Source organism: Pannonibacter anstelovis (assembly GCF_036881715.1).
GTDB classification, from domain to species: Bacteria; Pseudomonadota; Alphaproteobacteria; order Rhizobiales; family Stappiaceae; genus Pannonibacter; species Pannonibacter anstelovis.
On sequence record NZ_JBAKBF010000016.1, the window covers coordinates 25,766 to 41,163 of the forward strand.

The 15,398-nt window shown below is 62.0% G+C and carries 14 protein-coding genes and 1 other annotated feature; of the genes, 8 read left to right on the forward strand and 6 right to left on the reverse strand.

The genetic code is table 11. The annotated features are described in order from the left end of the window. Positions 1-2: 2 nt before the first annotated feature. The 8 genes from V6L75_RS19265 to V6L75_RS19300 all read left to right on the forward strand — a co-directional run bounded on the left by V6L75_RS19265 (position 3) and on the right by V6L75_RS19300 (position 9,137). Positions 3-1,079, forward strand: coding sequence for an ABC transporter ATP-binding protein (locus V6L75_RS19265; protein WP_334253101.1), 1,077 nt, complete (start codon positions 3-5; stop codon positions 1,077-1,079). Further along, positions 1,079-1,951, forward strand: a complete 873-nt coding sequence (locus tag V6L75_RS19270) for a carbohydrate ABC transporter permease (RefSeq protein ID WP_334253102.1) — start codon at positions 1,079-1,081, stop codon at positions 1,949-1,951. The genes V6L75_RS19265 and V6L75_RS19270 overlap by 1 nt, the downstream gene beginning before the upstream one ends. Positions 1,952-2,034: 83 nt before the next feature. Then, positions 2,035-2,811, forward strand: coding sequence for a carbohydrate ABC transporter permease (locus V6L75_RS19275; RefSeq protein ID WP_334253147.1), 777 nt, complete (start codon positions 2,035-2,037; stop codon positions 2,809-2,811). 16 nt (positions 2,812-2,827) lie between these two features. Continuing rightward, positions 2,828-3,100, forward strand: coding sequence for a DUF2160 domain-containing protein (locus V6L75_RS19280; protein ID WP_334253103.1), 273 nt, complete (start codon positions 2,828-2,830; stop codon positions 3,098-3,100). 49 nt (positions 3,101-3,149) lie between these two features. Next, complete coding sequence (locus V6L75_RS19285; protein ID WP_334253104.1) at positions 3,150-4,856, forward strand: ABC transporter substrate-binding protein; 1,707 nt, start codon at positions 3,150-3,152, stop codon at positions 4,854-4,856. 166 nt (positions 4,857-5,022) lie between these two features. Further along, positions 5,023-6,510, forward strand: a complete 1,488-nt coding sequence (glpK, locus tag V6L75_RS19290; RefSeq protein ID WP_334253105.1) for a glycerol kinase GlpK — start codon at positions 5,023-5,025, stop codon at positions 6,508-6,510. Between the two features lie 140 nt (positions 6,511-6,650). Beyond that, positions 6,651-6,706: a sequence feature (sul1 is cis-regulatory element that is thought to sense ions involved in sulfur or methionine metabolism; They are found in Alphaproteobacteria), on the forward strand. Positions 6,707-6,783: 77 nt separating this feature from the next. Then, positions 6,784-8,268 (forward strand): SulP family inorganic anion transporter, encoded by a 1,485-nt coding sequence (locus V6L75_RS19295; RefSeq protein WP_334253106.1) that lies wholly within the window; start codon positions 6,784-6,786, stop codon positions 8,266-8,268. A 14-nt stretch (positions 8,269-8,282) separates the two neighbouring features. After that, positions 8,283-9,137, forward strand: coding sequence for a universal stress protein (locus V6L75_RS19300; RefSeq protein WP_334253107.1), 855 nt, complete (start codon positions 8,283-8,285; stop codon positions 9,135-9,137). A gap of 54 nt (positions 9,138-9,191) precedes the next feature. Here V6L75_RS19300 and V6L75_RS19305 read toward each other — a convergent pair whose 3' ends face one another. From V6L75_RS19305 to V6L75_RS19330, 6 genes are all read right to left on the reverse strand, one after another. After that, positions 9,192-10,325, reverse strand: coding sequence for a Gfo/Idh/MocA family protein (locus V6L75_RS19305; RefSeq protein WP_334253108.1), 1,134 nt, complete (start codon positions 10,323-10,325; stop codon positions 9,192-9,194). 14 nt (positions 10,326-10,339) lie between these two features. After that, positions 10,340-11,131, reverse strand: a complete 792-nt coding sequence (locus tag V6L75_RS19310; RefSeq protein ID WP_334253109.1) for a sugar phosphate isomerase/epimerase family protein — start codon at positions 11,129-11,131, stop codon at positions 10,340-10,342. Positions 11,132-11,170: 39 nt separating this feature from the next. Next, complete coding sequence (locus V6L75_RS19315; protein ID WP_334253110.1) at positions 11,171-12,250, reverse strand: ABC transporter ATP-binding protein; 1,080 nt, start codon at positions 12,248-12,250, stop codon at positions 11,171-11,173. Positions 12,251-12,254: 4 nt separating this feature from the next. Continuing rightward, positions 12,255-13,142: a carbohydrate ABC transporter permease gene (locus tag V6L75_RS19320; RefSeq protein ID WP_334253111.1), complete on the reverse strand. Its 888-nt coding sequence runs from the start codon at positions 13,140-13,142 to the stop codon at positions 12,255-12,257. After that, on the reverse strand, positions 13,139-14,062 hold the full coding sequence (locus V6L75_RS19325) for a carbohydrate ABC transporter permease (protein ID WP_334253112.1): 924 nt from the start codon (positions 14,060-14,062) through the stop codon (positions 13,139-13,141). Before V6L75_RS19325 ends, V6L75_RS19320 begins: the two co-directional genes overlap by 4 nt. A 75-nt stretch (positions 14,063-14,137) precedes the next feature. Next, positions 14,138-15,370 carry an ABC transporter substrate-binding protein gene (locus V6L75_RS19330; protein ID WP_334253113.1) on the reverse strand — a complete coding sequence of 411 codons (1,233 nt, stop codon included), beginning with the start codon at positions 15,368-15,370 and terminating at the stop codon, positions 14,138-14,140. Positions 15,371-15,398: the final 28 nt, after the last annotated feature.

The window sequence follows — 15,398 nt, forward strand, 5'->3', positions numbered from 1 at the left end:
CCATGGCCAAGATCACGCTCGACAATCTCGCCCATTCCTACAATCCGCGTCCGAAGGGCGAAGAGGACTTTGCGCTCAAGGAGCTGAACCACGTCTGGAACGATGGTGAGGCCTATGCGCTGCTCGGCTCGTCCGGCTGCGGCAAGTCCACGCTCCTCAATATCATCTCCGGCCTGCTTGTGCCGAGCCAGGGCCGTATCCTGTTCAACGATACCGATGTCACGGAGAAAGCGACGGCGGAGCGCAACATTGCGCAGGTGTTTCAGTTCCCGGTCGTCTACGACACGATGACTGTGCGCGGGAACCTTGCGTTTCCGCTGAAGAACCGGGGAGCGAGCGCTGCCTATGTCGCCGAACGCGTGCAGAAGATTGCCCGCATGATCGGCATGGAAGAGGTGCTGGACCGCAAGGCCCGCGGGCTGACCGCAGATGCCAAGCAGAAGATCTCGCTCGGCCGTGGCATGGTGCGGGAGGACGTCAACGCGCTTCTCTTCGACGAGCCGCTGACGGTGATCGATCCGCACATGAAGTGGGAACTCAGAACGCAGCTGAAGTCGCTGCATCACGAGTTTGGCCACACGATGATCTATGTGACGCATGACCAGACCGAGGCGCTCACCTTCGCCGACAAGGTGGTGGTGATGTATGACGGCCGGGTGGTGCAGATCGGCACGCCGCAGGAACTGTTCGAGCGGCCGGCCCACACATTCGTCGGTTATTTCATCGGCTCGCCGGGCATGAACCTGATGGATGCCAAGGTTGAGGGCAACTCGGCCTATGTGAACGGCGCAACCATCCCGCTCGGCCACGGCTATTCAGGCCTGGACGGCAAGATACAGATCGGTGTGCGTCCAGAGTTCGTGCGCCTGTCGGAGACCGAAGGTCTGCCGGTGAAGGTACGCCGCGTCGAGGATGCCGGGCGGCACAAGGTTGTCCGGGCCGAATTCTTCGGTACGGACATCAACATCATCGCGGGGGAAAGCGACCCGGTCACCTCAGGCATGAGCCGTGTGGTGTTCGATCCCGCGCATATCAATGTCTATGCCAACAGCTGGCGCGTTACGGGGGAGGCCGCCTGATGGAAAAGACAGTCAATCACAAGGCCTGGTTCCTGGTCCTGCCCGTGCTGCTGCTCGTCGCCTTCTCGGCGGTGATCCCGCTCATGACGGTGGTGAACTATTCGGTGCAGGATACGTTCGGCAACAACCAGTTCTTCTGGGCTGGTGTCGAATGGTTCGATGACATGCTGCATTCCCAGCGCCTTTGGGATGCGCTTGGCCGCCAGCTGATCTTCTCGGCCGTGATCCTTGCCATCGAGATCCCGCTCGGCATCTTCATCGCTCTGAATATGCCCAAGCGCGGTTTCTGGGCCTCGTTCTGCCTCGTCCTCATGGCTCTGCCGCTGCTCATTCCGTGGAATGTGGTGGGCACAATCTGGCAGATCTTTGCCCGTGTCGATATCGGTCTGCTGGGCGCAACGCTGCATGCTCTCGGTATTTCCTACAATTATACGCAGGATGCCGCCGCCGCCTGGGCCACAGTCATCGTCATGGACGTCTGGCACTGGACGTCGCTGGTGGCGCTGCTGGCCTATGCCGGTCTGCAGTCGATCCCCGATGCCTATTATCAGGCAGCAAAGATCGATCAGGCGAGCCGCTGGAGTGTGTTCCGGTATATCGAGCTGCCCAAGATGCAGGGCGTCCTGATGATCGCCATCCTGCTGCGGTTCATGGACAGTTTCATGATCTACACCGAACCCTTCGTGGTGACGGGTGGCGGGCCGGGCAACTCGACGACGTTCCTGTCCATTGACCTCGTCAAGATGGCTCTCGGTCAGTTCGACCTGGGCCCGGCTGCTGCCTTCTCGATCATGTACTTCCTCGTGATCCTGCTGATTTCCTGGGTGTTCTACACCGTGATGACCAACCTCGACAAAAGGGAGGGCTTCTGATGGGTGCCGCAACCATGACCGCTGCCATCCCGGCCCGGCGCCGCAGCTCTGCCCGCACAGGCATCAGCTCCCGCGCCGTGGTGATGGCTGTCTATCTGATCTTCCTGCTGCTGCCTATTTACTGGCTCGTCAACATGAGCCTGAAGACCAACACGGAGATCCTGTCCACCTTCTCGCTGTGGCCGCAGAACCCGACGCTGGCCAATTACATCACGATCCTCACGGATCCGAGCTGGTACATGGGCTATGTTAACTCGCTGATCTATGTGGTGATGAACACGGTGATCTCGATTACCGTGGCGCTGCCGGCAGCTTATGCCTTCTCGCGCTATACGTTCCTCGGCGACAAGCACCTGTTCTTCTGGCTGCTGACCAACCGCATGGCCCCGCCGGCCGTCTTCGCGCTGCCCTTCTTCCAGCTCTATTCCTCGGTCGGACTGTTCGACACGCATATCGCCGTCGCTCTGGCGCACTGCCTGTTCAACGTGCCGCTGGCCGTCTGGATCCTGGAAGGCTTCATGCGCGGGGTGCCGAAAGAAATCGACGAGACGGCCTATATCGACGGCTATTCCTTCGGCCGTTTCTTTGTAAAGATCTTCATGCCGCTGATCGCGAGCGGCATCGGGGTGGCCGCCTTCTTCTGCTTCATGTTCTCCTGGGTCGAGCTGCTGCTGTCGCGTACGCTCACCTCGGTGAATGCCAAGCCGATCGCGGCCACCATGACCCGCACGGTCTCGGCGTCGGGAATGGACTGGGGCGTGCTGGCTGCTGCCGGTGTGCTGACCATCATTCCCGGTGCGCTGGTGATCTACTTCGTCCGCAACTACATCGCCAAGGGCTTTGCCCTGGGCCGCGTCTGATCTGAGGGAGACAGATATGGACTGGATGGCCTGGACTGTTCCGACCGCGATTTTCTTCGCAACGATCGCGTCGCTGCTGGTGACCTTCACCGTGCTTGCGATCCGCTTTCCGGAGACACCGCGCACCGGTGTGCTCCGGATCGAGACGACCCGGGGGGATCGTCTCTTCATAACCCTTCTGGGCTCAGCCTTCATCACGCTTGGTTGGCTCGCCGCCTTCGGTGCTCCCTTGTGGGGGGCTCTGATCGCCTGTCTGGTTTATGCCCTGGCGGTTTTCCGCTGGGTCTGACGGGCAGGTAACCTGATCTCACGATCATGAAACTTCGGGAGGAAATGGAATGAGAGTGTTTTACACCTCCACCGCCATGGCGCTCGCCATGCTGGTTGGAAGCGGAAGCGCCTTTGCTGACATGGAGGCAGCAAAGAAGTTCCTCGACGCGGAAATCGGCGACATGTCGGCGCTGTCGCGCGCCGATCAGGAAGCCGAGATGCAGTGGTTCATTGACGCTGCCGCTCCGTTCAAGGGTATGGAGATCAAGGTCGTCTCCGAAACGATTACCACCCATGAATACGAGGCCAAGGTGCTGGCCCCGGCCTTCACGGCAATCACTGGCATCAAGATCACCCATGATCTGATCGGCGAAGGCGATGTGGTTGAGAAGCTGCAGACCCAGATGCAGTCGGGAGAGAACATCTACGACGCCTATATCAATGACTCGGATCTGATCGGCACCCACTGGCGCTACCAGCAGGCCCGCAACCTGACCGACTGGATGGCAGGCGAAGGCAAGGATGTCACCAATCCGGGCCTCGATCTGAACGACTATATCGGCATCAAGTTCACGACCGGCCCGGATGGCAAGCTCTACCAGCTTCCCGACCAGCAGTTCGCGAACCTCTACTGGTTCCGGTATGACTGGTTCAACGACGAGAAGAACAAGGCGGACTTCAAGGCCAAATATGGCTACGAGCTCGGCGTGCCAGTGAACTGGTCGGCGTATGAGGATATCGCCGAGTTCTTCACCGGCCGGGAAATCGACGGCAAGAAAGTCTATGGCCACATGGACTACGGCAAGAAGGACCCGTCTCTCGGCTGGCGCTTCACCGATGCCTGGCTGTCGATGGCTGGTGCCGGCGACAAGGGTGAGCCGAATGGCCTTCCTGTCGACGAATGGGGCATCCGCGTCAATGAAAGCTTCCAGCCGGTCGGCTCCTGCGTGGCCCGTGGTGGCGACACCAACGGCCCGGCCGCGGTCTACTCGATTACCAAATACATCGAGTGGCTGAACAAGTACGCGCCTCCGGCAGCTGCCGGCATGGTGTTCGGCGAAGCCGGTCCGGTGCCTGCCCAGGGCGAAATTGCCCAGCAGATCTTCTGGTACACCGCCTTCACCGCAGACATGGTCAAGCCGGGTCTGCCGGTCATGAACGAGGACGGCACGCCGAAGTGGCGCATGGCTCCCTCGCCGCATGGCGTGTATTGGGAAGAGGGCATGAAGGTCGGCTATCAGGACGCAGGCTCCTGGACGCTGATGAAGTCCACTCCGGTGGACCGTGCCAAGGCGGCCTGGCTCTATGCCCAGTTCGTCACCTCCAAGACCGTGGACGTGAAGAAGAGCCATGTCGGCCTGACCTTCATCCGCGAGTCCACTCTTGCGCATGACAGCTTCACCGAGCGTGCACCGAAGCTTGGCGGTCTGGTCGAGTTCTACCGCTCGCCCGCACGTCTGCAGTGGTCGCCGACCGGCACCAACGTTCCGGACTATCCGAAGCTGGCTCAGCTGTGGTGGCAGAACATTGGTGATGCTTCTTCCGGTGCAAAGTCCCCGCAGGAAGCCATGGATGCGCTTTGTGCAGAGCAGGAAAAGGTGCTTGAGCGCCTGGAGCGTGCCGGTGTGCAGGGCGATATCGGTCCGAAGCTGAACGAGGAGCAGAGCGCCGAGTTCTGGTTCGATCAGCCGGGCGCACCCAAGCGCAAGATCCCGGACGAGAAGGAACAGCCGATTACCGTTTCCTATGATGAGCTGATTGCCTCGTGGAAATAAGTAATTAGCTATCGACAATCAGAGGCGGGGCCGTAAGGTCCCGCCTTTGAGCTGACCGGGTCCTGGCGGAAATTGCCATGGCGCCGGTTTCATCGAACAACAAGATGCTTCCCCCGCGCAGCATGGCGGAGGGGCTTCTGCGGCTGGTGCAATCGAGGAGGCTGACTTGACCTATATTCTTGCCATCGACCAGGGCACGACTTCGAGCCGCGCGATCCTCTTCGACAAGCACATGAAGGTGGTTGCGAGCGCGCAGGAGGAATTTCCGCAAATCTATCCCCAGTCCGGCTGGGTGGAGCACGACCCGTCGGATCTGTGGTCGACGACAGCCGGTTCCTGCCGCGCTGCCATTGAGCGCGCCGGGCGTATGGGCCGTGACATTGCCGCTATTGGCATTACCAACCAGCGCGAAACAACGCTGGTCTGGGACCGCAACACCGGCCAGCCAGTCTATAATGCCATCGTCTGGCAGGACCGGCGCACGGCTGACCTGTGCCGCAAGCTGAAGGACGAGGGCCATGAGGCGATGGTCAGCGCCCGCACCGGCCTGCTGCTTGATCCCTATTTCTCCGGCACGAAGCTGAAGTGGATCCTCGACAACGTGGAGGGCGCCCGCGCCCGCGCCGAAAAGGGTGAGCTGCTGTTCGGCACGGTCGACAGCTTTCTCATCTGGAAGCTGACGGCAGGCGCCGTCCACGCCACGGATGCCACAAACGCTGCCCGCACGCTGCTGTTCGACATTCACAAGGGCGAGTGGAGCGCGGAGATCTGCGAGCTTCTCGATATTCCCATGGGGATGCTGCCGGAAGTGAAGGACTGCGCCGCCAACTACGGCAACGCCCGCGCCGACCTCTTCGGCCACGAAATCCCGATCATGGGTGTGGCCGGTGACCAGCAGGCTGCCACCGTGGGGCAGGCCTGCTTCAAGCCGGGCATGCTGAAATCCACCTATGGCACAGGCTGCTTTGCCCTGCTCAACACCGGGGACAAGCCGGTCGTCTCGCAGAGCCGGCTGCTCACCACCATTGCCTATCAGATCGGCGGCAAGCGCACCTATGCGCTGGAAGGCTCCATCTTCATTGCCGGTGCCGTGGTGCAGTGGCTGCGCGACGGGCTGAAGATCATCCGCGAGGCGAAGGAAACTCAGCCGCTGGCCGAACAGGCCGATCCCGGCCAGCACGTGATCATGGTGCCTGCGTTTACCGGCCTCGGTGCGCCCTACTGGCGCCCGGATTGCCGCGGCGCGATCTTTGGCCTCACACGCAATTCCGGTCCGGCCGAGTTTGCCAAGGCGGCGCTGGAAAGCGTCGGATACCAGACCCGTGACCTCCTGGAAGCCATGCAGGTGGACTGGACGGATGCCGCCGGAAAGCCCGTGCTGCGCGTCGATGGCGGAATGAGTGCCAGCGACTGGGCCATGCAGTTCCTCTCCGACATCCTCGGTGCCCCGGTGGACCGGCCGCAGGTGCTGGAAACAACGGCTCTGGGCGCAGCCTGGCTCGCAGGCATGGCGGCGGGTGTCTATCCCGACATGGACGGCTTTGCGGAAAGCTGGGCCATTGAAAAGCGCTTCGAGCCTGCCATTGGCGAAGAGGAGCGCCAGCGCAAATACGGCGCCTGGAAATCAGCCGTCGCTGCGACCATGAGCCTTTGAACCATTGATCTCCCGTGATCCGGCATATGCAGCCAGCGTGTGCCGGATCGCACATTCCAGACTCACTTTGCGCAGCATTTTTGCGCGCTTGCGCTGTTGCATCGCAGCGTCAGCCGGGTTAGGTAAAACCTCATAAGTCATCTGGACCCGGTGCAATTCCGGGTGGCTCTTCCGGCCGCCGATCCGCCGGACAATTCACTTGATCCTGCTAGCAAGAATGTCTGACAGGGGCTCTCTGTCCTGCTCTGCGCTGATCATCTGAACGGATACTCAATGATTTCAATCACCGCTTACCGGAACCAGTGGTTCGGCAACGTGCGCGCCGACCTGATCTCGGGCCTGCTGGTCGCCCTTGCACTCATCCCCGAGGCCATTGCCTTTTCGATCATCGCCGGGGTTGATCCCAAGATTGGCCTCTATGCGTCCTTCTCCATCGCCGTCATCACCGCCATTGCAGGCGGGCGGCCGGGCATGATTTCCGCCGCGACGGCGGCAACAGCCGTGCTGATGGTGACGCTGGTGAAGGAGCATGGCCTGCAATATCTGCTGGCGGCGACCATTCTCGCCGGTGTGCTGCAGGTGGGGGCAGGGCTGTTGCGGCTGGGCCATGTCATGCGCTTCGTCTCGCGCTCGGTGATGACCGGTTTCGTCAATGCGCTGGCGATCCTCATCTTCATGGCGCAGCTGCCCGAACTGACCGGCGTGACGCCGCTGACCTATGTGATGACGGCAGCCGGTCTCGGGATCATCTATCTGTTTCCTTTCATCACCCGTGCGGTGCCATCCCCTCTGGTCTGCATTTTCGTGCTGACCGGCCTTGCCATTTGGTTCGGCCTTGATGTGCGCACGGTTGGTGACATGGGTGAGCTTCCCTCAACCCTGCCGGTATTCCTTCTGCCGGATGTGCCGCTGACGCTGGAAACCTTCCTGATCGTGCTGCCTTACTCGGCGGCTGTTGCAGCCGTGGGCCTGCTGGAGTCCCTCATGACCCAGCAGCTGGTCGATGAACTGACCGATACGCCCTCCGACCGCAATCAGGAGTGTATCGGGCAGGGGCTTGCTAATTTTGCGACCGGCTTCATTGGCGGCATGGCGGGCTGCGCCATGATCGGGCAGTCGATGATCAACGTGAAATCCGGCGGGCGCGGCCGCCTGTCCTGTTTTGCGGCGGGCGTCATCCTGTTGTTTCTCATTGTGGTGCTGGGGGATTGGGTGAAGCAGATCCCTATGCCTGCGCTGGTGGCAATCATGATCATGGTGTCAATCGGCACCTTCAGCTGGTCATCGATCCTCAACCTGCGCAGCCATCCGCGCTCCTCCTCCATCGTCATGCTGGCAACGGTCATCTGTGTGGTGGCAACCCATAACCTTGCCATCGGTGTGCTGGTGGGTGTGCTGCTGTCTGGCATATTCTTTGCCTGGAAAATCTCCCAGCTGTTCCGCGTCACCTCGGAGCTGTCCGCCGATGGCCGCAGCCGCACCTATGTGGTTGAAGGGCAGCTGTTCTTTGCCTCGGTCGAGGATTTTTATTCAGCCTTTGACTTCCGCGAAGCGCTGGACCGGGTCACAATCGACGTCAGCCGCGCGCACATCTGGGACATTTCCAGCGTCTCGGCGCTGGACATGGTGGTGCTGAAATTCCGGAGGGAGGGAGCGGATGTCACCATCACGGGCCTCAACGAGGCCAGTGAGACCATCGTCGACAAGCTTGCGCTGCATGACAAGCCGGGCGCGCTCGACAAGCTGACGGCCCACTGATGGAGGACAAAGCCATGACAGCCAGAACCATCACTGCGCTCCTTGATGCCTCGGTCTATGCGCCCAGCGTCTGCGAACATGCGGTTTGGGCAGCCTCCCGCCTTGGCCTGCCCGTGGATCTCGTGCACGTGCTGGTGCGCAAGGCCGTGCATAGTGCCGATTACAGCGGCTCCATCGCGCTGGGGGCGCGCACCGCGCTCTTGAGCGAGCTGGCCCGTCTGGATGAAGAGCGGGCGCGGGTGGCGCATGAGCATGGCCGCGCCATTCTGGACGATGCCGAGGCGCTGGTGCGTGAGCGCGGGGCTGCCGCCGTCTCCAGCCGCCTGCGCCACGGCGAGGTGGTGGAGGCAGTGACCGGGATTGAGGCCGGTGCCGAACTGCTGGTCGTGGGCAAGCGCGGAGAAGCCGCCGATTTCGAGACGCTGCATCTGGGGTCCAATCTGGAGCGCCTGGCCCGCAGCGTGTCCCGGCCGCTGCTGGTCGCGGCCCGCAGCTTCCGTCCGGTGGAAAAGGTGCTCGTCGCCTTTGATGGCGGCCCCAGTGCTGTGAAGGCAGTGGAGTATATTGCCCGGAGCCCGCTTTTTTCAGGCCTGCATATCCACCTGCTGATGGCCGGCGAGCCCACCACGGCACAGAAGGGGAGCCTGAGTGCGGCCGAAGACAAGCTGAAATCCGCAGGGTTTGATGTGCTCACCGGCATTGTACCGGGCGATCCGGAGCCGGTGATTTCCTCGAATGTGGAGCACAATGGCATCGGCCTGCTGGTGATGGGTGCCTATGGCCACTCACGCCTGCGCAATCTCATCATCGGCTCCACCACGACGCAGATGCTGCGCTCCTGCAAGGTGCCGGTGCTGCTGTTCCGCTAATTCCGGACGAGGCAGGGGCAGCCGTGCAAGCTGCCCCTGCTCAGCTTTCAAGCGTCAGAGGAAGACGGTCTCATCAGCCCCATGCGGCACGGCTTCCGGCCGCTCGCACCTGGTTTCCAGCGTGATGCGGCGGTCTTCGTCAGAGGCGCGCTCAAGGCTCTCCATGATTTCCAGAACATGCAGCGCCAGCGCGCCATTTGCACGGTGCGGGCGGCCTGAGCGGATGGCGGCAACCATGTCGAAGACGCCCGCCATGCGGTAGTCGGCGACCTCCCGCCCATCGCGCAACGGGCGGTTCGGCGCGCCGAAAGGCAGGTGCGAGATGTCCTGCGCTTCCCAGTCGCCATTGCGGGCAGACAGGAGAACCTCGCCACCGAAGAAGTTCGGGTCCGGGTTGAGGATGCTGCCTTCCGTGCCGTAGAACTCGATCGGTTTGCGCCCGTGCTTCCACACGTCCCAGGACGCGGTGAAGGCAACATTGGCGCCGTTGGCGAAAGCGAGCACGCCATTGACCGTGGTCGGCACCTCCACCGTCAATTCCTTGCCGTTGTGCGGCTCACTGGTGATGACGCGCTTGTCCCGCCCGCGTGAGGCGTGAGCCACGACGCTTTCCACCGGCCCCAGGCAATTGACCAGCTGGGTAATCGGATAGCAGCCGATATCCAGCACCGGCCCGCCGCCCCTCTGGAAGAAGAAGAACGGGTTGGGGTGCCACATTTCCATGCCGGGGGTAGCGAAGGTGACGGCGCCGCCCACCACCTTGCCGATCCTGCCTTCGTCAATCAGCTCCCGCGCGCGCTGATGGGCAGCGCCGAGGAACGTGTCCGGTGCCGAGCCGATCCTCAGTCCTTTGGCATCGGCGGAAGCCACCATTTCCTTCGCCTCCGCGTATGTGACGGCAAAGGGCTTTTCGGAATAGACGTGCTTGCCGGCCGCAAGGATCGATCCGCTGACGGTGGCATGGGCCTGCGGCACCGTCAGGTTGATGATCATTTCAATGTCCGGATCGGCCAGCATGGCGTCAACGGTCATGGCCTCGACGCCATAGGCCTCCGCCTTGGCGCGGGCTGCCTCTGCATTGAGATCCGTCACCGCCTTCACTGAAACGATCTGCGATTTGGCGCCGCCGGTCAGATAGGCATCGGAGATGTTGCCGCAGCCGATGATGCCGAGTTTCATGGTCTTCATTTGTGTGCGTTCCTTCAGGCGCTGCGGACGGTCTTGGCGGCTTCGCCGGAAAGGCCGGTGAGATAGGCGTAGCTCTGGCGGGCAAAGGCAGCTGCATCGGCTGGCTTGTCATGTTCCAGAACCATGAGGCGGACGCCATGGCTGCGGGCGGCTTCGTGCAGCGCAGGCCAGTCCAGCGTGCCTGCACCCACATTGGCCCAGCCGTCTTCATCAAGGTTCTCGCCCTGCGGAGCGATGTCCTTCACGTGGATGGCCGACAGCCGGTCCTTGTGCTCATTCATCCAGGCGAGCGGGTCTGCGCCGCCACGCACCAGCCAGGCAAGGTCGGCTTCGATCGTCAGCGGAGAACCGGCAGAGGCCTCAATCAGCAGGTCGAAAGGGATCGCGCCATCGGAGCAGGGGAACAGCTCCCAATGGTGGTTGTGATAGCCAAGGCCGATGTTGCGGCTTTTCATCCGCACGGCCATTTCGCCCAGCTCCACGCCAAGCTTGCGCCAGTAGTCAGCGGGCATGCCCTCGCGCTCGCCGGGGGGAACGGCGGGCATGTAGAGCTGGGAAATGCCGATGGCAGCAGCCTGATCTGCCACCCAGTCGAACCGTTCGCGCAGGTCCGCCAGCCCGACGTGGCCGGAGGGGGCGGTCATCCCGTGCTGATCGAGAAGGGCGCGGGTTTCCGTGGCATTGGCCAGATGCGAGCCGATGGTTTCCACATGACGTAAGCCGATGGAGGCCAGCGTCTCAAGCTGATGGGCGAGGTTTCCATAATCCCGCAGTGAATAAAGCTGGATGGAGATGATGTCCTGCATGTCGAGTGCTCCAGTGAGATGAGGGAAGAAGGGCCCGGCTCAGAGGCGTTCGCCATCCTCACCGCCAAAAAGGGAAAGCTGGTCCGCGTCAAAGGCGAGGCTGACCGGGGTGCCGAGCGGATAGCTAATGGTGCCGGGCAGGCGGATCTGCAGCGAAACGCTGTCATTGGCGCACCACATCAGATTGTCGGCGCCATGGGTTTCCAGCAGATCGACCCGGAAGCCCGGCTGGGCATCGGGGGTGTTGACGCGCACATGCTCAGGGCGCACGCCCAGCGTTGCCTGCATGGGGGCACGCACCGGCTCGCGGAAGCGGTACTGGCTCAGCGGCTGGAGAATGCCCGGCGCGGTGAAAACGGGGGCGCCATCGCCCGGCTGCACCATGCCTTCGATAAAATTCATCCGCGGGCTGCCGACAAAACCGGCCACGAAGAGATTGGCCGGGTGATGATAGATCTCCGCCGGTGTGCCGAGCTGCTGGATCTTCTGGTCCTTCATCACGGCAATGCGGTCGGCCAGCGTCAGCGCCTCGATCTGGTCGTGGGTCACGTAGATCATCGTCGTGTTCTGCATCTGCTGGTGCAGGCGCTTGATCTCGACGCGCAGTTCATTGCGCAATTGTGCATCGAGGTTCGACAGCGGCTCGTCGAAGAGGAACACATCCGCATCGCGTACCAGCGCACGGCCAATGGCAACGCGTTGGCGCTGGCCGCCGGAAAGCTGGTCGGGGCGCCGGTCGAGCAGATGGCTGATCTGCAGCATGTCCGCAGCCCGGCTCACCTTGGCCTCGATCGCAGACTTGGGTGTCTTGGCCATGCGCAGGCCGAAGGACATGTTCTCCCGCACGCTCATGCGCGGGTAGAGCGCATAGGACTGGAACACCATGGCGATGCCCCGGTCCTTGGGTTCTTCCCAGGTGACATTGCGCCCGCCGATGTGGATCTGGCCTTCATTGATATCGAGAAGACCAGCGATGGCATTGAGCAGGGTCGACTTGCCGCAGCCGGATGGGCCAAGCAGGACGATGAATTCCCCGGCTTCGATATCGAGCGACATGCCGTCGAACACGCGGTGCTGGCCGAAGGCTACAGTGACGTCACGGACTGAAACAGCAGACATGGCGTTATCCCTTGACCGCGCCGGCGGCGATGCCCCGCACGAACCAGCGTCCCGAGAGGAAATAGACGGCGAGCGGAACCAGCGCCGTGAGCATGGTGGCGGCCATGTCCACGTTGTAGGCGCGCTCGCCCTGGGTCGAATTGACGATGTTGTTGAGCTGCACCGTCATCGGCAGGTTTTCCCGCCCGGCGAAGGTGAGGCCGAAGAGGAAGTCGTTCCAGATGCCAGTGACCTGCAGGATGGTGGCGACGATGAGGATCGGCGCCGACATGGGCAGGATGACCCGCAGGAAGATCGTCCAGAAGCCGCCGCCATCTACACGGGCCGCCTTGAACAGCTCGATGGGCAGGCCCGCATAATAGTTGCGGAACAGCAGGGTCATCAGCGGCAGGCCGAAGATGACGTGAACGAGCACGATGCACAGGAGCGAGTTGTAGATGCCGGTGGTGGCGAAGATGCGGACCAGCGGATAGAGGAACACCTGATAGGGCACGAAAGCGCCAAGCAGCAGGATGCCGAACATCAGGTTCGCGCCCCGCACCCGCCAGAAGGACAGGGCGTAGCCCGTGACAGAGCCCAGGGCGACCGAGAAGAACACTGACGGCACGAGGATCTTCAGGGAGTTCCAGAAGCCGTTGCTGATGCCGGTGCAATCAAGGCCGGTACAGGCAGAGGACCAGGCCCGGACCCAGGCATCGAAGGTGAGCTCCTCCGGCCATGACAGGATGCTGCCGAGCCGGATTTCCTCCATGTCCTTCAGCGAAGTCATGAGCATGATCCACAGCGGCAGCAGGAAATACAAAGCGCTGATCAGCAGGAAGGCATAGACCCCGGCGCGGGCGAGCGTCAGGCGCTGTGGCTTGCGGCCGGAAGGGATGACGGTCTGGCTCATGCGTGCCTCCCCTGCTGCGGCCGCATGTAGCGGGCATAGACCCACGGAGCGAGAACGCTGGTGACGGCGATGAGCATGGCCGTGGCAGCGGCGGTGGCGAGGCCGATGTTGTTGCGCTCGAAGAAGTGGTCCATGACGAATTTCGCGGGCACTTCCGAGGCGATACCCGGTCCGCCATGGGTCATGGCGACGGCAAGGTCATAGAGCTTGACCACGCCGGTCGCGAGCAGGACCACCGCGGTGATGATCATCGGCCCGAGCAGAGGCAGCACGACGGACAGATAGGTGCGCCATACGGGAATGCCGTCGATTCGGGCGGCCTTCCAAAGGTCGGCATCAATGCCGCGCAGGCCCGCCAGCATGATGCACATGACAAGGCCAGCGCCATGCCAAAGACCCGCGATCACCAGCGTGTAGATGACCATGTCCGGATTGACGAGCCAATCGAACTGGAAGCTTGTGAACCCGAAGTCGCGGACGATCTGCTGCAGGCCGAGCGTGGGGTTGAGGAACCACTGCCAGGCAAGGCCGGTGACCACGAAGGACATGGCATAGGGATAGAGGAAGATGGTGCGGAACAGGGCTTCACCGCGCACGTTCTGATCAATGAAGACCGCCATCAGGAAGCCGAGGATCAGGCAACCGGCGATGAAGAGCACGCCGAAGACGGCGATGTTTTCGACCGAGAGCAGAAAGCGCTCGTTGGCGAAGAGGCGGGAGTATTGCTGCAGACCCACCCAATCCAGAACTGGCAGAAGTCTGGAACTGGTGAAGGACAGGCGGATGGTCCAGAGCAGGCAGCCCACGAAGACCACCAGAACAATAAGTGCCGTGGGGACGAGGGCCAGTGTGGCAGCCAGATTCCGCCGTCTGCGCGTGCGGCCCCGTTCCGGCCGGACGGCCGGTAGAGCTATGGTCATGGTTACATACCCCTTGATGAGTCCGGTTTGACAGCTCCGGCAATCCTGCTTGGGGCCGCCGGAGCCTTGTCCGGTTCAGCCGGCTGACTGCATCGCGGAAACAAACCGCTCGACGAAGTCATCTGCCGTCATGGACGGCGTGCTCCAGAACTGGGTGATTACATCGCGGGTGGCACCGACCAGATCAGGCGATGCGATGAAGTTGATGCTGGGCACTTGCTGCTCGGGGTCCTTCAGGGCGGCCATGCCGGTTTGTGCGCAACTGTCCATGCCGCTCACATCCACATCCAGTCTGACCGGAACAGAACCCTTCTTCGTGTTGAAGGTGACCTGGGTTTCAGGTGCCAGCATCAGTTCGGCCATCGCGGCCTGAGCTGCTTGCGCGCTGGCATCATCGATCTTGGGAAAGACGAAAACGTCGCCGCCCATGACATAGCCGCCGGGCATGACGGTGCAGCCAAAGTCCTTGCCGGCAGTCAGGCCTGCTGCGGTGAATTCGCCCTTGGCCCAGTCGCCCATGACCTGCATGGCGGCCTTGCCGGTGATCACCATGCTGGTGGTGTCGTTCCAGTTGCGCCCCGGGCTGCCTTCGTCCGTCAGTTCGCGCAGGGCGGCAAAGGTTTCGGCTGCCTTGCGGAAAGATCCGCTTCTGGCCGCCTCCGTGTCACGGCTGGCGTAGACCTTCTGGAAGACATCCTTGCCCGCTTCCGCCACGAGGATGGCATCAAACAGCAGATGATCCTGCCAGTTCTGGCCGCCATGGCCGAAGGGCACGATGCCGGCTTCGCGCAGCTTGGGGCCTGCGGCAATGATATCGGCAAAGGTCTGCGGCGGTTCCACGCCTGCCTTGGCAAGAGCCTCCGGATTGTAGAAGAGCCAGTTCTGGCCGTGGATATTGACGGGCACCGCATAGAAGCTGCCGTCGCGCGTGGTTGCGGTGATGATGTCCGGCGGCAGCACATCGCGCCACTTGTTGGCTTCCGCGACCTCGTCCATCGGGCGCAGCATGCCGGTTGCGACCAGTTCATCGAACTGAAGACCGGTGTTGAATTGCATCACGGTTGGCGGATTGCCGCCGACGATGCGGTTGATGCCTGCCGTGCGGGCATTGGGGCCACCGGCGATGGCGGAATCTATCCACTCACCCCCCTTGGCCTTGAAGGCTTCTGCAAACACCTTGATGGATTCGGATTCTCCTCCCGACGTCCACCAGTGCAGGACTTCAGCTTTCATTTCTGCGGCCTGACCTGTTGCAGGCATGACCAGGCACATCGCCGTGGCCAGCAGGGCGTGACGAAACATTTTCATATGGTCTCCTCCCATTGAAACGATTTCA